The sequence below is a fragment of the Pseudomonas sp. Irchel 3H7 genome (assembly GCF_900187605.1).
GTDB lineage: Bacteria > Pseudomonadota > Gammaproteobacteria > Pseudomonadales > Pseudomonadaceae > Aquipseudomonas.
In genome coordinates this window covers 172,501-193,546 of the sequence record NZ_FYEA01000013.1, presented here as the reverse complement: position 1 = coordinate 193,546, position 21,046 = coordinate 172,501, and the positions used below count along the sequence as shown (strand labels likewise).

General features: G+C 58.6%; 16 protein-coding genes. 8 read left to right on the top strand and 8 right to left on the bottom strand.

Annotation, left to right across the window (positions count from 1 at the left end):
- Window positions 1–239: 239 nt before the first annotated feature.
- Complete coding sequence (gene ettA, locus CKW38_RS24225; RefSeq protein WP_007909789.1) at window positions 240–1,904, bottom strand: energy-dependent translational throttle protein EttA; 1,665 nt, start codon at window positions 1,902–1,904, stop codon at window positions 240–242.
- A 285-nt stretch (window positions 1,905–2,189) separates the two neighbouring features.
- On the opposite strand from ettA, the gene morA reads away from it, so the two are divergent.
- From morA to CKW38_RS24195, 5 genes are all read left to right on the top strand, one after another.
- The gene (morA, locus tag CKW38_RS24220; protein WP_095114066.1) at window positions 2,190–6,038 is read left to right on the top strand and encodes a cyclic di-GMP receptor MorA; all 3,849 of its coding nucleotides are present in this window, start codon (window positions 2,190–2,192) and stop codon (window positions 6,036–6,038) included.
- Window positions 6,039–6,291: 253 nt separating this feature from the next.
- Window positions 6,292–7,545 carry a serine hydroxymethyltransferase gene (gene glyA, locus CKW38_RS24215; RefSeq protein WP_007909785.1) on the top strand — a complete coding sequence of 418 codons (1,254 nt, stop codon included), beginning with the start codon at window positions 6,292–6,294 and terminating at the stop codon, window positions 7,543–7,545.
- A 339-nt stretch (window positions 7,546–7,884) separates the two neighbouring features.
- Window positions 7,885–9,198, top strand: coding sequence for a C4-dicarboxylate transporter DctA (locus CKW38_RS24205; RefSeq protein ID WP_095114065.1), 1,314 nt, complete (start codon window positions 7,885–7,887; stop codon window positions 9,196–9,198).
- A gap of 82 nt (window positions 9,199–9,280) precedes the next feature.
- Complete coding sequence (locus CKW38_RS24200; protein ID WP_007909780.1) at window positions 9,281–9,985, top strand: FadR/GntR family transcriptional regulator; 705 nt, start codon at window positions 9,281–9,283, stop codon at window positions 9,983–9,985.
- 19 nt (window positions 9,986–10,004) lie between these two features.
- Window positions 10,005–10,715, top strand: a complete 711-nt coding sequence (locus tag CKW38_RS24195) for a GntR family transcriptional regulator (protein WP_007909779.1) — start codon at window positions 10,005–10,007, stop codon at window positions 10,713–10,715.
- 98 nt (window positions 10,716–10,813) lie between these two features.
- Here CKW38_RS24195 and yjiA read toward each other — a convergent pair whose 3' ends face one another.
- The 3 genes from yjiA to CKW38_RS24180 form a co-directional block, all read right to left on the bottom strand.
- Window positions 10,814–11,785, bottom strand: a complete 972-nt coding sequence (gene yjiA, locus CKW38_RS24190; protein WP_095114064.1) for a GTPase — start codon at window positions 11,783–11,785, stop codon at window positions 10,814–10,816.
- Between the two features lie 164 nt (window positions 11,786–11,949).
- The gene (locus CKW38_RS24185; RefSeq protein WP_003228401.1) at window positions 11,950–12,147 is read right to left on the bottom strand and encodes a YbdD/YjiX family protein; all 198 of its coding nucleotides are present in this window, start codon (window positions 12,145–12,147) and stop codon (window positions 11,950–11,952) included.
- A gap of 15 nt (window positions 12,148–12,162) precedes the next feature.
- Window positions 12,163–14,229: a carbon starvation CstA family protein gene (locus CKW38_RS24180; protein WP_095114063.1), complete on the bottom strand. Its 2,067-nt coding sequence runs from the start codon at window positions 14,227–14,229 to the stop codon at window positions 12,163–12,165.
- Between the two features lie 159 nt (window positions 14,230–14,388).
- Between CKW38_RS24180 and CKW38_RS24175 the strand changes: the two genes are divergently transcribed.
- A complete protein-coding gene (locus CKW38_RS24175) occupies window positions 14,389–14,757 on the top strand; it encodes a PilZ domain-containing protein (protein WP_007909775.1) in 369 nt (122 codons plus the stop codon).
- Window positions 14,758–14,885: 128 nt separating this feature from the next.
- Here the strand turns inward: CKW38_RS24175 and radA are convergent, their stop codons facing one another.
- Genes radA through katB form a run of 3 tightly spaced genes read right to left on the bottom strand, consistent with a single transcriptional unit; the run spans window position 14,886 to window position 18,443 of the window.
- Window positions 14,886–16,253: a DNA repair protein RadA gene (radA, locus tag CKW38_RS24170; protein WP_007909773.1), complete on the bottom strand. Its 1,368-nt coding sequence runs from the start codon at window positions 16,251–16,253 to the stop codon at window positions 14,886–14,888.
- A gap of 43 nt (window positions 16,254–16,296) precedes the next feature.
- On the bottom strand, window positions 16,297–16,842 hold the full coding sequence (locus CKW38_RS24165) for an ankyrin repeat domain-containing protein (protein ID WP_007909772.1): 546 nt from the start codon (window positions 16,840–16,842) through the stop codon (window positions 16,297–16,299).
- Window positions 16,843–16,901: 59 nt separating this feature from the next.
- Window positions 16,902–18,443 carry a catalase KatB gene (gene katB / locus CKW38_RS24160; RefSeq protein ID WP_095114062.1) on the bottom strand — a complete coding sequence of 514 codons (1,542 nt, stop codon included), beginning with the start codon at window positions 18,441–18,443 and terminating at the stop codon, window positions 16,902–16,904.
- A 286-nt stretch (window positions 18,444–18,729) separates the two neighbouring features.
- Here katB and mscL point away from each other — a divergent pair, with 286 nt between their 5' ends.
- Complete coding sequence (mscL, locus tag CKW38_RS24155) at window positions 18,730–19,143, top strand: large-conductance mechanosensitive channel protein MscL (protein WP_007909770.1); 414 nt, start codon at window positions 18,730–18,732, stop codon at window positions 19,141–19,143.
- Between the two features lie 46 nt (window positions 19,144–19,189).
- On the opposite strand, the gene CKW38_RS24150 is transcribed toward mscL, so the two are convergent.
- Complete coding sequence (locus CKW38_RS24150) at window positions 19,190–19,966, bottom strand: ferredoxin--NADP reductase (protein ID WP_007909769.1); 777 nt, start codon at window positions 19,964–19,966, stop codon at window positions 19,190–19,192.
- Between the two features lie 282 nt (window positions 19,967–20,248).
- Between CKW38_RS24150 and CKW38_RS30235 the strand changes: the two genes are divergently transcribed.
- Complete coding sequence (locus tag CKW38_RS30235) at window positions 20,249–20,962, top strand: autoinducer binding domain-containing protein (RefSeq protein WP_176472365.1); 714 nt, start codon at window positions 20,249–20,251, stop codon at window positions 20,960–20,962.
- Window positions 20,963–21,046 lie beyond the last annotated feature (84 nt).

Sequence of the window (21,046 nt, the reverse complement as noted above, 5' to 3'; positions counted from 1 at the left end):
TGCCCAGTTTTGCACCTGAATGGTGAGATCAAATTCAAGTGATGCACCAACAGTTATACCGCCATCGCTGGCAAGCCAGCTCCCACAGTGGACATCGGTGAAACACCTATCTCGAACACCCCACAAAACCCTGTGGGAGCTTGGCTTGCCAGCGATGAATCCAACTCGGTATCCCTGAAAAACCAGGCAAAAAAAAACGGAGCCCGAAGGCTCCGCTTTTTCATGCAACCAACCCGATATCAGGCCAGTTTCTTGTGACGTACCCGGTGTGGCTGGGCAGCCGCTTCGCCGAGACGCTTTTTGCGATCGGCTTCGTACTCGGTGTAGTTACCTTCAAAGAAGATCGCTTGCGAGTCGTCTTCGTACGCCAGGATGTGCGTCGCCACACGGTCAAGGAACCACCGATCGTGAGAGATCACAATCGCAGCGCCCGGGAAGTCCAGCAGGGCTTCTTCCAGGGAGCGCAGGGTTTCAACGTCGAGGTCGTTGGACGGTTCGTCGAGCAGCAGGACGTTGCCGCCCTCCTTCAGGGTCAGCGCCAGGTGCAGACGACCGCGCTCACCACCGGACAGATCCTTGACGAACTTCTGCTGATCGCCGCCCTTGAAGTTGAAGCGACCGACATAAGTACGCGACGGAATCTCGTAGTTGCCGATGCGGATCTGGTCGGAACCGTCGGAGATTTGCTGGAACACAGTCTTGCTGCCATCCAGGTCGTCACGGCTCTGATCGACGCAGGCCAGTTGCACGGTTTCGCCGACTTCGATGCTGCCCGAATCCGGTGTTTCCTTGCCCATCAGCATGCGGAACAGGGTCGACTTACCGGCACCGTTACCGCCGATCACGCCGACGATGGCGCCCTTCGGCATCGAGAACGACAGGTTGTCGATCAACACGCGATCGCCGTAGCCCTTGGTGACGTTCTTGAATTCGATGACCTTGTCGCCCAGGCGCGGACCGGCCGGGATGTAGATCTCGTTGGTTTCGCTGCGCTTCTGGAATTCCTGCGATTGCATTTCCTCGAAGCGTTGCAGACGTGCCTTGGATTTCGACTGGCGGGCCTTGGCGCCTTTGCGCACCCACTCCAGTTCTTCCTTCATGGCTTTTTCGTGGGCCGACTGCTGCTTGGATTCCGCCGCCAGACGATCGGACTTGGCTTCGAGCCAACCCGAGTAGTTGCCTTCGTACGGGATGCCCGCGCCGCGGTCGAGTTCGAGAATCCAGCCGGCGACGTTGTCGAGGAAGTAACGGTCGTGCGTAATCGCTACCACGGTGCCCGGGAAGTCGTGCAGGAAGTGCTCCAGCCACGCCACGGAGTCAGCGTCCAAGTGGTTGGTCGGTTCGTCGAGCAGCAGCATGTCCGGGGCGGACAGCAGCAGACGGCACAGGGCCACACGACGCTTTTCACCACCGGACAGGTGTTCTACTTTTGCGTCCCAGGCCGGCAGACGCAGTGCATCGGCGGCGACTTCCAGTTGGCGCTCAAGGTTATGACCGTCGCTGGCCTGCAGGATCGCTTCGAGCTTGGCTTGTTCGGCGGCCAGTTTGTCGAAGTCCGCATCCGGGTCAGCGTAAGCGGCGTAGACCTCGTCCAGACGCGCTTGCGCGTCCTTGATCACGCTGACTGCTTCCTCGACCACTTCACGCACGGTCTTGGTCGGATCAAGTTGTGGCTCTTGCGGCAGATAACCGATGTTCAGGTCCGGCATCGGACGGGCTTCGCCCTCGAACTCGGTGTCGACGCCGGCCATGATTTTCAGCAGCGTGGACTTACCCGAACCGTTGAGGCCGAGTACGCCAATTTTGGCGCCGGGGAAGAACGACAGCGAAATGTTTTTGAGAATTTCCCGCTTCGGCGGAACAACTTTGCCCAGCCGATGCATGGTGAAGACGTATTGAGCCATGGAGAACCTTGGGTCAGTGACAGATGAATGATTGCAGCGCAGGCGAAGCCCGGCCAGACCATGCGCGTCGTTCACTTGATGGTTATCAATGCGTGCGCGCTGAAAAAGTCTGAGTCTAGGAGCTGGAACGCTCCCGCGTAACCGGCAAAGCTACCTTAATGACAGTTGGCAGTCCAGCCGAGCGGGGCTGGCACTTCGCCACGACTCAAGGCATGCTAGCCGCCCTTTGGGCGTCCGGCTTATAGTGCACGTCGCGCCAGTCCAGCCAAATCGCAGGATTACAGCTTGTCCAATGTCACTCCGCCAGCTTCTGTGAGCAGCACCCCACCGGCGCCCGGCTCGTCCCTGCGCGGTACATTAAAGGGTGCGCTGGCGACGCTTGTGCTTTTGTTGCTCGCATTGCTGTTCTGGCAACTGCTCGATCAACTGCGCGAAACCCAGAAAAACCAGCGCCAGTACACCATTGATTACACCGCCGACCTCGCCTCGCAGGTCAGCCTGAACATGGCGCTGAACGCGCAAATCGCCCTCAACCTGCTACCGATCGTCGAACAACCGCAATCAGCCGACGAACAGCAGGCGTTGCTGCGCAAGCTCCAGCAATCGCTGCCCGATTTGCGCAGCCTGGCGTTGCTCAGCCCTTCCGGACGAATCATCAACGACAGCGCCGTCGACAGTCACGATGCCGACTACCTCACCGAACTGGTGCGCCGCAGCCGTGCCCAGGCACATTATTTCAGTAACGCCGACGACGGCTCGGTGGTGCATCTATTGCTGCATCAAGCCAGCGGCAGCACGCGCGGTTATTGGGCCTTGCGCCTGACCCCGACCTTTTTCGACTCGCTGACCAAACAGGGCGAAACCGGCATCCGCCCGTTGTGGCTGGTGGAAAACCGCGTCAACCATCAGATCATCAGCCGCGATGAAGCGTTGCCCTCGGCCAAGCCCGGCGTGCTGAGCCCGGACGACCTCGCCAACACCGTGCTGACCGTGCCACTGAGCAGCAGCGACTGGCAGTTGCGTGGCCTGTTCGACCGCCAGCGCGTACTCGAAGAACTGCTGCCGGCATTTATCGGCAAATGCCTTTTGGGCCTGGCGTTCTCGATGCTGCCGGTGATTGCGCTGTTGAACATGCGCCGCCGCCAGCGCCAGTTGCATGAAGGCCGCCGGCGCTATCAGGACATTTTCGAAGGCACTGGCGTCGCCCTGTGCGTGCTGGACCTGTCCGGCCTCAAGCAGGTCTTCGACAAGGCGCAGATCCAGACCAGCGACCAGCTCAAAGCCTGGCTCGACCAGCCGGCGCAACGTCAGCAACTGCTGCAGGAATTGCGCGTCACCGAGGTCAACCAGGTCGCGTTGCAACTGCTCAACGTCAACTCTTGCGAGCACGCCTGGCAACTGTTGATCGATGGCCACCCACACCGTCAGTGCGCCATCGGCAACCAAGTGCTCGACGCCGTCCTGCAGCAACAGAAGCAGCTGGAACTGGAAATCAAACTGCCGGACATCAATGGCCGCGACCAGCACCTGTGGATGGTGTTGCGCCTGCCGATCGAGCAGCACGACTACAAAGCGGTGATCCTCAGCATCAACGACATCACCAGCCGCAAGCTGATCGAACTGTCGCTGCTCGAACGCGAAGGCTTCTGGTCGGACGTGGTGCGCACCGTGCCGGATCATCTGTACGTGCAGGACGTGATCAGCCAGCGGATGATTTTCAGTAACCACCACCTCGGTCAAACCCTCGGCTACAACCGCACTGAACTGCATCAGATGGGCGAGTATTTCTGGGAAATCCTCCTGCACCCGGAAGACGCCGACTACTACCATCGCTCGCGGCAGATGCAGCGGCACGCCGGTTACAGTCAGTTGCTCCAGTGCCAACTGCGCTTCCGCCATCGCGACGGCAAATGGCGGCGTTTCGACATTCGCGAACAGGCGTTGGCTCGCGACAAACACGATCAGGTGACGCGAATCATCGGCGTGGCCAAGGACATCACCGAACAGATCGAAGCCAGCGAATCCCTGCGTGACAGCGAGCAGCGTTATCGCATGCTCGCCGAAAGCATCAGTGACGTGATTTTTTCCACCGACAGCAAGCTCTCGCTGAACTACGTCAGCCCGTCGGTGCAGGCGGTACTGGGCTACGACGCCGAGTGGATTTTCCAGAACGGCTGGCAATCGACCATCGCCAACCCGCAGCAATTGAGCGGCATCTATACGCTGATGGATCGGGTCAGCAAGGCGCTGGACAAGCCCGAGCAATTGGCGGTGTTGCGCAATCAGGTGCAAACGCAATTGTTCCTGTTCGACTGCCTGCGCGCCGATGGCCGCAAGATCCCGATCGAGTTGCGTCTGGTGCTGGTGTGGGACGAGCACGGCGCGTTCGAAGGCGTGCTCGGTGTCGGTCGCGACATCAGTCAGCAGCGCCGCGCCGAAAAAGACCTGCGCATGGCCGCCACGGTTTTCGAGCATTCGACCTCGGCGATTCTGATCACCGACCCGGCCGGTTACATCGTGCAAGCCAACGAAGCCTTCAGCCGCGTCAGCGGTTACGCGGTGAGCGAAGTGCTTGATCAGTTGCCGAACATGCTCACCGTCGACGAACAACAGGACGCGCACCTGCGTTACGTGCTCAAACAACTGCATCAGCACAGCACCTGGGAAGGCGAAGTCTGGCTCAAGCGCCGCAACGGCGAGCATTACCCGGCGTGGGTCGGCATCACCGCGGTGCTCGACGACGAAGGCGATCTGGCCAGTTATGTGTGCTTCTTCAGCGACATCAGCGAGCGCAAGGCCAGCGAGCAGCGCATTCACCGCCTCGCCTACTACGACGCCCTGACCCACCTGCCGAACCGCACGCTGTTCCAGGATCGCCTGCACACCGCGCTGCAATCGGCCGAGCGGCAGAAGTCGTGGGTGGTGCTGATGTTCCTCGACCTCGACCGTTTCAAACCGATCAACGACTCCCTCGGCCACGCCGCCGGCGACCGCATGTTGAAAGACATGGCCACGCGCCTGCTGGCCTGCGTCGACGATGACGACACCGTGGCGCGCATGGGCGGCGATGAATTCACGCTGCTGCTGCAACATCGCTCCAGTCGCGAAATGGCGTTGAACCGGGCGATTCATGTCGCCGAACAGATTCTCGGCAGCCTCGTCCGCCCGTTCGTGCTTGAAGGACGCGAGTTCTTCGTCACCGCCAGTATCGGCATCGCCCTGAGTCCGCAGGACGGCAACGAACTCAGCCAGTTGATGAAGAACGCCGACACCGCGATGTACCACGCCAAGGAGCGCGGCAAGAACAACTTCCAGTTCTATCAGGCCGACATGAACGCCAGTGCGCTGGAGCGTCTGGAGCTGGAAAGCGACTTGCGCCACGCCCTGGAACAAAACGAATTCGTCCTGTATTACCAACCGCAATTCAGCGGCGACGGCAAGCGTCTGACCGGCGCCGAAGCGCTGTTGCGCTGGCGCCATCCACGTCGTGGACTGGTGCCGCCGGGGGATTTCATTCCGGTGCTCGAAGAGCTTGGTCTGGTGGTCGACGTTGGCGATTGGGTGATCAGCGAAGCGTGCCGTCAGCTGAAGACCTGGCACCAGAATCGTGTACGCGTGCCGAAGGTGTCGGTGAACATCTCGGCGCGGCAGTTCTCCGATGGCCAGCTCGGCACGCGGATCGCCACGATCCTGCGCGAAACCGGCCTGCCGCCGGCATGCCTGGAGCTGGAACTGACCGAAAGTATCCTGATGCGTGAAGTCAGCGAGGCCATGCAGATTCTTGCCGGGCTGAAAAACCTTGGCCTGAGCATCGCAGTCGATGACTTCGGCACCGGTTACTCATCGCTGAACTACCTCAAGCAATTCCCGATCGACGTGCTGAAAATCGACCGCACGTTTGTCGATGGCCTGCCGTCCGGTGAGCAGGACGCGCAGATTGCCCGGGCGATCATCGCCATGGCGCACAGTCTGAATCTGGCGGTGATCGCCGAGGGTGTGGAGACCCATGAGCAGTTGGACTTCCTGCGCGAACATGGTTGCGATGAGGTTCAGGGCTATCTGTTCGGGCGGCCGATGCCGGCGGGGCGGTTTGAGGCGCAGTTCAGCAATGACGCGCTGTTCATGTTCGACTGAACATCGGCGGCGCGACCGAAAAGATCGCAGCCTTCGGCAGCTCCTGCAAGGATTGATGTCGGTCACAGTATTCGGGATCAGCTCGGATTACTGTAGGAGCTGCCGAAGGCTGCGATCTTTTGAGGCCAGCACAATCACCATCTATCTGCGCATGAACGCCACTTGTCTGCGACATGATGTCGTTTCATATGCCATCCAAAACCCATTGGGTTAGAATGCCCCCCTTTTCTGCCCCCGATCCTTGAGGACCGCCATGTTCAGCCGTGATTTGACTATTGCCAAGTACGACGCCGACCTTTTTGCCGCCATGGAGCAAGAAGCTCAGCGCCAGGAAGAACACATTGAGCTGATCGCTTCGGAAAACTACACCAGCCCAGCGGTGATGGAAGCTCAAGGCTCGGTCCTGACCAACAAGTACGCTGAAGGCTACCCAGGCAAGCGTTACTACGGTGGTTGCGAGTACGTCGACATCGTTGAGCAACTGGCCATCGACCGCGCCAAAGAGCTGTTCGGCGCCGATTACGCCAACGTTCAGCCGCACGCCGGTTCGCAAGCCAACGCTGCTGTTTACCTGGCCCTGCTGCAAGGTGGCGACACCATTCTGGGCATGAGCCTGGCCCACGGCGGTCACCTGACCCACGGCGCCAGCGTTTCCTCCTCGGGCAAACTGTACAACGCTGTGCAGTACGGCATCGACGCCAACGGCCTGATCGACTACGACGAAGTCGAGCGTCTGGCAGTTGAGCACAAGCCAAAAATGATCGTGGCCGGTTTCTCTGCCTACTCGCAGATTCTCGACTTCCCACGTTTCCGCGCCATCGCTGACAAAGTCGGTGCTTACCTGTTCGTCGACATGGCTCACGTAGCCGGTCTGGTTGCCGCGGGTGTTTACCCGAACCCGGTGCCTTTCGCTGACGTCGTGACCACCACCACGCACAAGACCCTGCGCGGTCCACGTGGCGGTCTGATCCTGGCGCGCGCCAACGCCGACATCGAGAAGAAGCTGAACTCCGCGGTATTCCCGGGCGCCCAGGGTGGCCCGCTGGAGCACGTGATCGCCGCTAAAGCGATCTGCTTCAAGGAAGCGCTGCAGCCAGAGTTCAAGGCCTACCAGGAACAAGTGGTGCTGAACGCCCAGGCCATGGCCGAAGTGTTCATCGAGCGCGGTTTCGACGTGGTTTCGGGCGGTACCAAGAACCACCTGTTCCTGCTGTCGCTGATCAAGCAGGACATCTCCGGTAAAGACGCCGACGCCGCTCTGGGCAAAGCGTTCATCACCGTGAACAAGAACTCCGTACCAAACGATCCACGCTCGCCGTTCGTCACTTCCGGCCTGCGCTTCGGTACTCCGGCTGTGACCACTCGTGGCTTCAAGCAAGCTGAGTGCAAAGAGCTGGCTGGCTGGATCTGCGACATCCTGGCTGACCTGAACAACGAAGCGGTGATCGACGCCGTTCGTGAGAAAGTCAAAGCCATCTGCAAGAAGCTGCCGGTATACGGCGCTTAATTGCGACGTTAAATCTGCACCATGAAAAACCGGCCAAGTGATTGGCCGGTTTTTTTTCGCCCCTGATTTCCCGTGTAGGAGCTGCCGAAGGCTGCGATCTTTTGATTTGGGCCTTGAAAAAACAAGATCAAAAGATCGCAGCCTTCGGCAGCTCCTACACGTGGCTATGGCCACTGGTCAGACCGGTCATGCCAATTTTGCTGTTTTCACTTGTCATCCCGAAAAAACCGAGCGTAGACTGCACCCGCACTGGACATACCGGTAAGACCACAATAATTAAGTTCTGAATCTGATGCGTTCAAGCGCACGGCAGCCAGGACACCGACCAGGATTCCTCCCATGCTCAGATGGTGCTCGCGTTCAATCTTCCTCCAAGTGGTTCTCGGACTGATGCTCGGCATCGTCTGCGGGCTGACCCTTCCTGAATACTCGGCCCAGCTCAAACCGCTCGGCGACGGCTTCATCAAACTGATCAAGATGCTCATCGGCCTCATCGTGTTCTGCGTGGTGGTCAGCGGCATCAGCGGCGCCGGCGATCTGAAGAAGGTCGGGCGCATCGGTCTCAAATCGGTGATCTACTTCGAAGTGTTGACCACCATCGCACTGGTGATCGGTCTGGTGTTCGCCTTCAGTACCGGCATCGGCAGCGGCGCGAATATCCATCTGGAGCAGCTGTCGACCGCCGACATGGGCGATCTCGCCGAACGCAGCCAGCACATGCACACCACCACGCAATTCCTGATGGACCTGATCCCGACGTCGGTGATCGGAGCCTTCGCTGATAACAACATTCTGCAAGTGCTGCTGTTTTCGGTGCTGTTCGGTAGCGCGTTGAATCTGGTCGGCGAAGCAGCTTCCGGGATCTCGCGCCTGATCAACGAACTGAGCCATGTGATCTTCCGCATCATGGGCATGATCGTGCGTCTGGCGCCGATCGGCGTGTTCGGCGCCATCGCCTTCACCACCAGCAAATATGGCCTCGATTCCCTGCAACACCTGGGCAGCCTGGTCGGTTTGTTCTACCTGACCTGCATCGCGTTCGTCAGTGTGATTCTCGGTCTGGTGATGCGCGCTTCCGGCCTGCGCATGTGGCCGCTATTGAAGTATCTGCGCGAAGAACTGCTGATCGTCATGGGCACGGCATCGTCCGACGCCGTGCTGCCACAGATCATGCGCAAACTCGAACACCTCGGCATTGGCAGCTCGACCGTGGGTCTGGTGATTCCAACCGGGTACTCGTTCAACCTTGACGGTTTCTCGATCTACCTGACCCTGGCCATCGTGTTCATTGCCAACGCCACCGGCACGCCGCTGGCCATGACCGATCTGCTGACCATTTTGCTGGTGTCGCTGATTACCTCCAAAGGTGCCCACGGGATTCCGGGTTCGGCACTGGTGATTCTGGCGGCAACGCTGACAGCGATTCCGGCGATCCCGGTGGTCGGTCTGGTGCTGGTGTTGGCAGTGGACTGGTTCATGGGCATCGGCCGAGCACTCACCAATCTCATCGGCAACTGCGTCGCCACGGTTGCGATCGCCCGTTGGGAAAAAGACATCGACGTGCAACGCGCCAACAAAGTACTCAGCGGTCAGCAGGGCTACACCTTTCAGCCGCGTAAAACAGCAACTCCGGCGCACCAGCAGGAGTTCTGATTTAACCCTATCGGCGCTGCCGCAAGCGGCGATCCTTTGATACCGGTTTGCGGCGCCCCTTTAGGCACATGGAGCGAGACAAGTGATTACCACATCAACCGTCGTCAACTCAGTCGTAGAAAAACTGCGCGCCGCATTGGCCCGTGGCCAGTGGCGCTCCGGCGACATGCTGCCGGGCCAGCGCGAACTGGCCGAACAATTGGGCATCAGCCGCCCGAGCCTGCGCGAAGCAGTGATCGTCCTGGAAACCCTCGGCCTCGTCCGTTCGATGCCGGGCAAAGGCGTGGTCGTGCTCGACGCGCAATTGAGCGATAACCAGAGCCACGACAGCGCGGTGGCCGGTGCCAGCCTCGAAGACGTGCTGCAACTGCGTTATACCCTCGAGCCGTTCATTGTCGGTCTGGTTGCGCAGTCGATCAGCAGCAAGGAAGTCGGCCAGTTGCGCCTGACCCTGATGGACATGCGCGAAGCCCTTGAGGCTGGCGACAGTGAAGCCGGAGTCAGCGCCTACATCGCCTTTCACGAAGAATTGTTCACCCTGACCTCGAATCCGATTTTTCAGAGCGTGGTGCAGCAAACCAGCAACGCCCTCAAGCAGAGCGCCGAGGTGCTGCGTAATTCTCCAGAACATCTGGCCGAGCGCCTCGAAGAAAACGAAGCGGTGGTCCGCGCCATCCGCAGCAAGAACAGCGCCCAGGCCAGTGCGCAAATGCGTCGGCACATTCTGCGCGAAGGTCAACGGATGGGCATCGAGTTGAACATCCCGGACGACAACTTGAGTCGCTGATTTCTATTGGAGACAGGCCATGAACAGTTTCGCCTCAGCGTCACACACTCGCCAGACCACGACGCCCCTGCCCTTCTCCCGCCTGCGCGAAACGGCAGAGGGTCTTTATCCGCGATTGTTCGATGCGATTCTGGAACAGCGCATCGATTCGAGCAGCCGATTTACCGAGGACAGCTTGAAAGAGATGTTCTGCGCCAGCCGCGCCGATGTGCGGCGGGTGTTGACGCAGTTGTCGCTTGAGCACGTCATTGTGCTGCGGGCCAACCATCGGCCGCGTGTGGCAGCACCTGATCGGGAGCAGACACGACAGGCCCTGCATGCGCGGCGGCTGGCCGAAAGCACGCTGGTACATTTGGCCTGTCAGCGCGCGCAAGCGGAAGGGTTGAAACGCTTGCGCGGGTTGATCGAGCGTGAGCGTCAGGCTGTCGAGCAGGATCGGCGTGGTGCGGCGATTCGCTTGTCCGGGGAGTTTCATCTGCACTTGGCGCAGATGGCGGGGAATGCACCGTTGGCGCATTTTCTCGGCAGTCTGGTGCCGTTGACGTCATTGGCGGTTGCGCGAAGTGAGCGTCAAACGCACAGCTGTTGCGCATGGCAGGAGCATTTGGCGTTGGTTGAAGCGGTGGAAAATCGGGATGCTTCCAAGGCCGGGATGCTGATGAATCGGCATCTGGATCATCTTGAGCAGACGTTGCTGGGTTCAGATCGTGAACATTGTGCTGTCGGTTAGATCGCTTTCGCGAGCAGGCTCACTCCTACATTTGAAACGCGTTCCCCTGTAGGAGTGAGCCTGCTCGCGATGGAGTCATCATTGACACTACAAACCCATCAGGCAGAAGCCACTCTGGCAAACCCCGCCCGAATCTTCTCTTCCGGCAACTCATCAGCAATAAACACAATCACACTTTCCCGCGCCTCACCCTCGGCCCATTCAGTGTCCCAGTCGAAACCGTAAAGCTTCAACACACCCTGAAACACCAAGCGCCGATCCTCACCCGCAATGTTCAGCACGCCTTTGTAACGCAGCAATTGCTTGCCGTGTTCTTCCAGCAGTTCATTCATGAACTCGCTGAGCTGATCGATATCCAGCGGCTGATCTGTGCGCAACACCAGACTGGAAATGCGATCAATCGACGGCGCCTTGCTCACTGGGCGAAGGCTCAATCCGCCGCCAAGATCGGCATTGAGGTTGAAGCCACGCACATCCAGCAGTTCAGCCAGATCAATGTTGCCATGTTCAACCACGCGGACTGGCGCGCGACGGTTGATTCGCGTCAGGCGTTCGCTCAGTGCATTGAACGTAGCTTCGTCGACCAGATCGGTCTTGCTCACCAGCAAGCGATCGGCAAAACCGATCTGCGCCTGAGCGATGGTCTGGGTCAGGTGCACGTCCGCGTGGGCGGCATCGACCAGGGTGATGATGCCATCGAGCAGGTAACGCTCGCGCAGTTCTTCGTCGATGAAAAAGGTCTGTGCCACTGGAGCAGGGTCGGCCAGACCGGTGCACTCGATGACCAGACGGTCGAAGGCGATCTCGCCACTGTCCTGACGCTCAAGCAGCAAGTACAGCGCCTTGGTCAGGTCTGTGTGAATGGTGCAGCACACGCAGCCGTTGGCCAGGGTCATGACTTGCACCGGTTCGTCACCCAACAGCTGCGTGTCGATACCGGCGTCACTGAATTCGTTTTCGATCACGGCGATTTTCAGGCCGTGCTCGGCTTTCAAGATATGGCGCAGCAAAGTGGTCTTGCCGGCGCCGAGGAAACCGCTGAGTACCGTGACCGGGATGGGAGAGGACAAAACTCGATCTCCTTCACAAAATGAATGAACAACACAAAAACAACTGTGGGAGCGAGCTTGCTCGCGAAAGCGGTGTGTCAGTCAAATCATTCATCAACTGACACTCCGTATTCGCGAGCAAGCTCGCTCCCACAGGGGGATTACCTCAACCTTGCGCTGTCAGCTCAACAGCACTTCGGCCCACCCTTGCCACCGTAACGGGCTTCCTGACGTTCGCGGAAGAACATCTCGTAGCTCATCACCGGTTTGTCCGGGTGCTTGGTTTGCATATGCTCGACGTAGGTGTCGTAGTCGGGCATGCCGACCATCAGGCGGGCGGCCTGACCGAGGTATTTACCGAGGCGACTCAGGTCATTGAACATGCTGCAATCCTCTGGTTACGCATCCGGCAGAGCCTGGAATGGCGATTCTTTATCCGTACGCTCTTTTTTGCCCCAGGCGGCGATGCCGACCTTGAGCGCATAGAACAGGATACTGAAGACCACGAACAGGAACAGCGCCGTCAGCGTTGCGTTGGTGTAAGCGTTGAAGATCACGTGCTGCATTTGCTCGACGCTTTTTGCCGGGGCCAGCACCTGACCATTGGCCAGCGCATCGCTGTACTTCTTGGCCAGCGACAGGAAGCCGATCGCCGGGTTGGCATCGAACAGTTTGATGAAGCCCGCAGTCGTGGTGCAGATCAGCAGCCAAGTGGCTGGCAGCAGGGTGACCCAGATGTAGCGCTGGCGCTTCATTTTGATCAGAACCACGGTGCCGAGCATCAGCGCGATACCGGCCAGCATCTGGTTAGAGATACCGAACAGTGGCCACAGGGTGTTGATGCCGCCCAGTGGATCGATCACGCCCTGGTACAGCAACCAGCCCCACATCGCCACACAACCGGCGGTGGCGATCAGGTTGGCGGTCCACGATTCAGTACGCTTGAGCGCTGGCACGAAAGAGCCGAGCAGATCCTGCAGCATGAAACGACCGGCACGAGTGCCGGCGTCGACTGCGGTCAGAATGAACAGCGCTTCGAACAGGATCGCGAAGTGGTACCAGAACGCCATGGTGTTTTCACCCGGCAGGACACTGTGCAGGATCTGCGCAATACCGACCGCCAAGGTCGGCGCACCACCGGCACGGGCGAGGATGGTGGTTTCACCAATGTCGTGTGCCACCGCTTGCAGCGCTTCCGGCGTGATCGCGAAGCCCCAGCTGGAGACCACTTGCGCAACCGAAACAACGTCACTGCCAACCACAGCGGCCGGGCTGTTCATGGCGAAGTACACGCCAGGCTCGATCACCGACGCGGCAACCATGGCCATGATCGCCACGAACGACTCCATCAGCATGCCGCCGTAACCGATGTAACGGGCGTTGGTTTCGTTATCCAGCAGCTTCGGCGTGGTGCCCGAAGAAATCAGCGCGTGGAAACCGGAAACCGCACCGCAAGCAATGGTGATGAACAGGAACGGGAACAGACCGCCCTTCCACACCGGGCCAGTGCCATCGACAAACTGGGTCAGCGCCGGCATTTTCAGCTCGGGCATGGTGATCAGAATACCGATCGCCAGGGCGACGATGGTGCCGATCTTGAGGAACGTCGACAGATAGTCACGCGGTGCCAGAATCAGCCAAACAGGCAGCGATGCAGCGACGAAACCGTAACCGACCAGCATCCAGGTAATCTGCACGCCGGTGAAGGTGAACGCCTTGGCCCACACCGGATCAGCGGCAATCTGCCCACCGAGCCAGATCGAACCCAGCAGCAGCAACACACCGACCACGGAGATTTCGCCGATACGGCCCGGGCGGATGTAGCGCATGTAAATGCCCATGAACATCGCGATCGGGATGGTCGCCATCACGGTGAAGATGCCCCACGGGCTCTCGGCCAGCGCTTTAACCACGATCAGCGCCAGCACCGCGAGGATGATGATCATGATCAGGAAGCAGCCGAACAGGGCTATGGTACCGGGAATGCGGCCCATTTCTTCACGCACCATGTCGCCCAGGGAACGGCCGTTGCGCCGGGTCGACATGAACAGAACCATGAAGTCCTGCACCGCGCCCGCCAGCACCACACCGGCAATCAGCCAGAGCGTGCCGGGCAAATAGCCCATCTGCGCCGCCAGCACCGGGCCGACCAGAGGTCCGGCGCCCGCGATCGCAGCGAAGTGGTGACCGAAAAGAATGTGTTTGTTGGTCGGCACATAGTCCAGACCATCATTGTTGAGCACGGCGGGGGTCGCCCGACGCGGATCGAGTTGCATCACATTGTTAGCGATGAACAGGCTGTAGTAACGGTACGCAACCAGATAAATGGCCACGGCTGCGACCACAATCCACAAGGCATTGATCGCCTCGCCGCGGCGCAATGCCACTACGCCCAGGGCGCACGCTCCTACGATTGCCAGCACTAGCCAGGGTAAATGGCGTAGCAGGCTATTATTATTTTTCATTTTATTATTCCAGCCAGGGTGGACAAGAAAGACAGCCACCCCGAGTTTAGCGCTTACGGCGCCAAAGGCCATACCCCGACGTTGGTCTAGACGCTTTAGCGATTGGCTGGCGCCCGCATTCGCGGTCTATAGTCAGCGAACCTTCATGAGGATTGCGCCATGAGCGAACACCCAGCCAACCGTCGTCGCTTCAAACGTATTGCGTTCGATGCCAGAACCGAGCTGAGTCAGGGCGATTACATCTGGCCGGTCAAGCTGATCGACCTGTCGCTCAAAGGATTGCTGATCGAAAGGCCGGAGCCGTGGTTGGGGGATGCGGAGAAGGATTTTTTCGTCGACATTCACCTGAGCGATGACGTCGATATCAAGATGGATGTGCATCTGGCACACGAAGAAAATAACCAGTTGGGCTTTGTCTGCCGACATATAAGCCTGGAATCGATCCAGCGCTTGCGGCGCCTGATCGAGTTGAATCTGGCGGATGAGGCCGAACTGGAGCGCGAGTTGGCTGCCCTGATCGAAATCTAGAATCCACAATTGAACCCTGTGGGAGCTGGCTTGCCAGGCGATAGCGATTTCAGACTCGACGAATATGTCGACGGACAGAACGCAATCGCTGGCAAGCCAGCTCCCACAGGTTATGCAGTGGGTTCAAGTTATTCGAAGAGCGCGTCGAGAGCCTGTTCGAGGCGGGTCACGGCAATGATCTGCAAGCCTGGTGGGGATTCCTTCGGCGCATTGCCCTTGGGCACGATCGCCCGTTTGAAGCCATGCTTGGCGGCTTCCTTCAAACGTTCCTGACCGCTCGGCACCGGCCGCACCTCACCGGACAGCCCCACTTCACCAAATACCAACAGATCATGCGGCAATGGCCGGTTGCGCAGGCTCGACATCACGGCCGCCATCAGCGCCAGATCTGAAGCCGTCTCCAACACCTTCACCCCACCCACGACGTTGAGGAACACATCCTGATCGTGAGTCGGAATTCCGCCGTGGCGATGCAAAACCGCAAGCAACATCGCCAAACGGTTCTGATCCAGGCCCAACGTCACCCGTCGCGGGTTGGCCAGATGGCTGTCATCGACCAGCGCCTGCACTTCCACCAGCATCGGCCGAGTGCCTTCCCACGTCGCCATGACCACACTGCCCGGGACTTCTTCCTGCGCACGGGTGAGAAAAATCGCCGAAGGGTTGGAGACTTCTTTCAAACCCTTGTCGGTCATGCCGAACACGCCCAATTCGTTGACCGCGCCAAAACGGTTTTTCACCGCGCGCAACAAACGCAGACGCCCATCGGATTCGCCTTCGAAATACAGCACGGTATCGACCATGTGCTCGAGAACCCGCGGACCGGCCAGTGCGCCTTCCTTGGTGACGTGGCCGACGAGGAAAATCGCCGTACCGCTCTGCTTGGCATACCGCACCAGCAGCGCCGCGCTCTCACGCACCTGAGAGACGCCACCGGGAGCCGATTGCAACTGTTCGGTGAAGATCGTCTGGATCGAGTCGATCACCATCACCTTGGGTTTTTCCTGACGGGCCGTGGCGATGATGGTTTCGATGCAGGTTTCGGTCATCACCCGCAGTTGATCCTGCGGCAAGCCGAGGCGCCGGGCACGCATGGCCACTTGCTGTTGGGATTCTTCGCCGGTGACGTACAGGGCGGGCATGCTTTTGGCGAGGTTGCACAGGGTCTGCAACAGGATCGTCGATTTGCCGATCCCCGGATCACCACCGATCAGCACCACCGAACCGTCGACCAAACCGCCGCCAAGGACCCGGTCCAGTTCACCGGACGCGGTGGAGAAGCGCGGAATCTCTTCGATGCTGACTTCGGCCAGGGTCTTGATCTGCGCCTGCTGCCCGGCCCAGCCGGTGCGGCCGGTCGGCGCCGTGGCCCCGCCGCTTTCGATCATGGTTTCAGTCAGGGTGTTCCAGGCGCCGCACTCGCCGCACTGGCCCGCCCATTTGGGAAAGGTTGCGCCGCACTCAGTGCAGCCGTACATGCGCTTGGCCTTGGCCATCTGGATCCCCCGGCAAAAACCGCGATGATAACGCAGCCACCGCTCAGCGCGGCGTGGCGGTGCGGATTTCGCCGTTGGCCAGACGCGCGGCGCTGTTGCCCAACGGATCTTCGGCATTCAGGTCCGCGCCCTTGGCCTTCAGTGCATCGAGCAATTCCAGACGCTTGAACAACCCGGCGTACATCGCCGCCGTCTGCCCGGCACCGTTACGCTGGTCGGGGCTGCAATCGGTGGCCATCAGGCGTCGGGCGATCTGTAGTTCACCTTTGAAAATGGCCCCCATCAGCGCGGTGTTGCCGCGTTGATCCTGGGCACAGGCATCGGCGCCAGCAGCGAGCAAACGTTCCACCGCAGGTGCCTGACCGTGATAGGCCGCCAGAATCAGCGCGGTGTAACCCTTGCTGTCACGAGTGTCGAGGGAATAGCCGGACTCGATGAACGTGTCGAGCATCGGCACATCACCGCGCCGGGCCGCGTCGAAATAGTAGTCCTGTAACTGGGCCTTGATCGCCTCGGGAGTCTGCTCGACCGGTGCCGCCCATGCCGCGAACGACAGACAACCGGCCAACAGTAAAAAACAGATTCGCATAAGCAGTCTCCTCGCGTGGAACGGGGCCTGGCTCAGGCCCCGTGTGCGCTATGTCGGTATCAGTCGACCAATTTGGCCGCCAGCGCCTTGACCCGGCTGAGGTCACCCTTGGCCACTTCCGTGACGCCGGTGCCGTATTCCGGATCGGCCTTATAAAGGAAGGACAGGATGATGTGCTTGCTCTCGTCATCGGTGGTCGCCAGCGAGCCACCGAAGCTGTCGATCAGGTCCCGGCGTTCCTTCTTGCTGAACGAGCGATACAGATCGCCGGCCTGCTTGAAGTTCTGCTCACGCTGGATCTTCGCCTGCTGCGTGCTGCCCGACAGCGCCAACTGGCTGTAACGCGCGCCTGGCGTCTCGTCACGGGGTTGCAGTCGGCTTGGCTGGTAGTTCACACCACTGTTGCTGGCGCCGAAGTTCATCGCGCCATCCTGGTTGCCATTGTTCACGGCAACTTTCGGCGCATTGATCGGCAATTGCAGGGCATTGGCACCCAGGCGATACATTTGTGTATCGGCATAAGAAAACACTCGGCCTTGCAACAAACGGTCTTCAGAAGGTTCGATACCCGGAACAATATTCGCCGGCGCCATGGCCACTTGTTCGGTTTCCTGGAATACATTTGCCGGATTACGGTTCAATACCATTTGTCCAACTTTTCGCTCAGGAATACCTGGCCAGATCTTGGTCGCGTCTAATGGATCAAAATCAAACTTGGACAAATCTTGTGGTTTCAGCACTTGAATGTACAAGTCCCATTTCGGGAAGTTACCTTTATTGATGTTGCTCACCAAGTCATTGGTCATGTGACTGTAGTCCTGACCCTGAACTTTCGCGACTTGCTTTGGCGTAAGATTATTAAGTCCCTGCAAACTCTTCCAGTGGAACTTGACATAGTGAACTTCGCCCTTGGCATTAATCAACTTGTAAGCATGTACGCCGTTGCCGTCCATTTCTCGATAACTGGCAGGCGTTCCCGAGTTCGAATACAACTCGGTCAAGGTACGGGTGGCTTCCGGTACATGGGAGAAGAAATCGAATCGGCGCGAATCGTCATCAAGGTTGGTCCGCGGGTCCGGTTTGAACGCGTGCACCATGTCGGGAAACTTGATCGCGTCGCGGATGAAAAAGGTCGGGAAATTGTTACCGACCAGATCCCAGTTGCCGTCGGCGGTGTAGAACTTGGTGGCGAAACCTCGCGGATCACGCAGGGTTTCCGGCGAGTGATTGCCGTGCACCACCGCAGAGAAACGCACGAACACCGGCGTTGTCTGACCGGCGGCAAAGACCTTGGCCTTGCTGAGGTCGCTGAGATCGTTGGTCACGGTGAAGGTGCCATGGGCGCCGGTACCGCGGGCGTGAACCACACGCTCGGGAATGCGCTCACGGTCGAAACGCTGCAGCTTCTGAATCAGTTGTACATCCTGCAGCAGCACCGGGCCGTTGGCGCCGGCGGTCTGCGAGTTCTGATTGTCGCCAACCACAGCCCCGTTATCGCGGGTCAGGGGCGCGGCGTTTACGGAGAAGGTCAACAGGCTGGCGGTGAGTACACCGAGGGTGCGGCGACGGGGAAAAGCCCCCAGTCCAAGTGCGGAGTTCATATCAGGATCCTCTGGTTATTTTGGGGCGCATCCAGATGCGCCAAGCCAAGGCTAGAGGCCTGCGACGTCGAACATAAATAGAAAGAACGTAACGCCATGATTGAGAAAATTGGCTGTTCGATCAGCGAGTTACCGTATATTTCGCGCGCGATTGATGGCACTTTGCAAACTAATCGCCGATTGATGTGTCGATAAAAACGGGCATTGTAAGAAGGTGTTTCGCGCAGGACGCGTTTTGCTGATTTACACTGCGTACACCAAACTCATCTGTAACAAGGAAATAACTATGGGCGTGCTAAGTGAGTTCAAGGCCTTCGCGGTCAAAGGCAATGTGGTCGACATGGCCGTCGGTATCATCATCGGTGCGGCCTTCGGCAAGATTGTTTCGTCGTTTGTCGGTGACGTGATCATGCCGCCAATCGGCCTGCTGATCGGTGGGGTGGATTTCAGTGACTTGGCCATCACGCTCAAGGCCGCCGAGGGCAATGCCCCTGCGGTCATGCTGGCTTACGGCAAGTTCATCCAGAGTGTTCTGGACTTCGTGATCGTCGCTTTCGCGATCTTCATGGGCGTCAAAGCCATCAACCGTCTCAAACGCGAAGAAGCCGTGGCCCCTACCCTGCCACCGGTTCCGACCAAGGAAGAAGAGTTGCTCGGCGAGATCCGCGACTTGCTCAAGGCCCAGAACACCCGGCCCTGAATTCTGTGCACGATAGAAACAACGGCGCCTTCGAGGCGCCGTTTGTTTACCAGTAGTTTTCCACCGCCACCTGACCGGGCCGGCGAGTCAGGCTTAGGCTCATGTGGCGCTTTTTCAGCAACGCGCGTGTGTCATCGATCATCTGCGGATTGCCGCACAGCATGACCCGCGAGTGCTCCGCCGACAGCGCCACGCCCGCTGCGCGCTCCAGCTCACCGCTTTCAATCAATGTGGTGATGCGCCCGTGCAGTGCACCGGGGTGCGCTTCACGCGTCACCGTGGCGATGAACTGCAATTTGTGCGCGTATTCGCTGAGGTATTCACGCTGCGTAAGTCCGGCAATCAACTCCTGATAAGCCAACTCCCGCGCTTCGCGCACGCTGTACACCAGAATGATGCGCTCGAATTTCTCCCAGACTTCGAAGTCCTGCAGGATCGACAGAAACGGCGCCACCCCGGTGCCTGTGGACAAAAGCCACAGATCGCGCCCGTCGACAAAGCGATCTAGCGTCAGGTAGCCGAATGCCTGGCGATCCACCAGCAAGGTGTCGCCGACCTGCAACCGGCTCAGCTCACTGGTGAACTCCCCGCCCGGCACGACGATGGAAAAGAACTCGAGAAACTCGTCAAAAGGCGACGACACCATCGAATACGCGCGCCACACGATGCTGCCATCGGCTTTGCTCACACCCAGCCTGGCGAACTGCCCGGCGCGGAAGCGGAAACCGGCATCCCGGCTGGTGCGCAGGGTAAACAGGCTCGAGGTCAGGGGTTGGACATCGAGCAACGTCTGCGTGGTGTACTTCTCTGCGCTGGCAGTCATGGGACACTCCATTGAACGATTGCCGACAGTGTCGCGCAAATTAACTGGTCTAAACACTGATGATTGGTAATGACATTCAATCAATTAAGCAAGTCGGCAGTATTATCAGATGACAACATCAATATAAAAATCGCGCATCCTAAGAACGCTTTATGGATATTTGGCTATCTGCAATCTCGAAAAAATTTAAAGCTTATTGTAAGAAACATCCTACACTTCGTTTCGTGCCGGATCCTTTGGATCCATTCGGCGCCCCCCGCAACGCCAGTGGAGTGTTCAGAGATGGAAACGTGGAAGGAGTCACAGTTAAAAAGACTGACTTTTGCCAACGGAGTAGAGACTGCCTATCCGATATTATTGCAATTCGCAGAAAATCTCGGATTCAATTTTTGTGCAATTTCAGTTGTTTCACTACATCGCGATATGCCTCTTAAAACCTTTCAAATCAACAACTACCCTGACGAATGGAATTCACAATACGAGAAAAACAATTACAGCAAAGTTGACCCACTAATAGCACACTGCAATCACTCGATGTCGCCTATTGTCTGGTGCGAGTCGGTATTCGCAAATACTCGACCGTTATGGCAAGGATTACAGCATCACGGTATGCAACATGGCTGGTCCCAGTCGTTCCATCATGAGCAAAGCGGCTTGTGCAGCATTATCAGCCTGGCGCGCAAACACTGTCCGATCAGTCCTCTGGAGCTGTATGAGCACTTTGGTTATATGTTCTACGCCACCAGTCACCTGAGTGAGCTGTTTGCCCGAACCCTGCCGGCAGAGTCCCTCAAACCCCGCCAACCACACCTTTCGCCGCGAGAGCTGGAGGTTCTGCAATTGTCCGCGGGAGGCAAGACAGCCTATGAAATCTCGAAGATCCTCAGCCTGAGCGAGCGCACCGTGAACTACCACGTGCAGAACGTCATCGAGAAGCTCAACGTCTGCAACAAGATTTCCGCTGTCATAGCGGCCGCCAGAGCCGGGATCATCTAGTCGATCCAGCCTTGCCTCCCATAGAAAACTTGCGGGTAATAAAGAAGAAAAAAACGTACCATTCGAGACCCTCCAGAGTGATGA

What these genes read in the sequence shown, in the direction of transcription:
- ettA (WP_007909789.1), bottom strand. Translation starts at nt 1,904, where the DNA reads ATGGCTCAATACGTCTTCACCATGCATCGGCTGGGCAAAGTTGTTCCG.
- glyA (WP_007909785.1), top strand. Translation starts at nt 6,292, where the DNA reads ATGTTCAGCCGTGATTTGACTATTGCCAAGTACGACGCCGACCTTTTT.
- CKW38_RS24205 (WP_095114065.1), top strand. Translation starts at nt 7,885, where the DNA reads ATGCTCAGATGGTGCTCGCGTTCAATCTTCCTCCAAGTGGTTCTCGGA.
- CKW38_RS24195 (WP_007909779.1), top strand. Translation starts at nt 10,005, where the DNA reads ATGAACAGTTTCGCCTCAGCGTCACACACTCGCCAGACCACGACGCCC.
- CKW38_RS24185 (WP_003228401.1), bottom strand. Translation starts at nt 12,147, where the DNA reads ATGTTCAATGACCTGAGTCGCCTCGGTAAATACCTCGGTCAGGCCGCC.
- CKW38_RS24180 (WP_095114063.1), bottom strand. Translation starts at nt 14,229, where the DNA reads ATGAAAAATAATAATAGCCTGCTACGCCATTTACCCTGGCTAGTGCTG.
- CKW38_RS24175 (WP_007909775.1), top strand. Translation starts at nt 14,389, where the DNA reads ATGAGCGAACACCCAGCCAACCGTCGTCGCTTCAAACGTATTGCGTTC.
- radA (WP_007909773.1), bottom strand. Translation starts at nt 16,253, where the DNA reads ATGGCCAAGGCCAAGCGCATGTACGGCTGCACTGAGTGCGGCGCAACC.
- CKW38_RS24165 (WP_007909772.1), bottom strand. Translation starts at nt 16,842, where the DNA reads ATGCGAATCTGTTTTTTACTGTTGGCCGGTTGTCTGTCGTTCGCGGCA.
- katB (WP_095114062.1), bottom strand. Translation starts at nt 18,443, where the DNA reads ATGAACTCCGCACTTGGACTGGGGGCTTTTCCCCGTCGCCGCACCCTC.
- mscL (WP_007909770.1), top strand. Translation starts at nt 18,730, where the DNA reads ATGGGCGTGCTAAGTGAGTTCAAGGCCTTCGCGGTCAAAGGCAATGTG.
- CKW38_RS24150 (WP_007909769.1), bottom strand. Translation starts at nt 19,966, where the DNA reads ATGACTGCCAGCGCAGAGAAGTACACCACGCAGACGTTGCTCGATGTC.
- CKW38_RS30235 (WP_176472365.1), top strand. Translation starts at nt 20,249, where the DNA reads ATGGAAACGTGGAAGGAGTCACAGTTAAAAAGACTGACTTTTGCCAAC.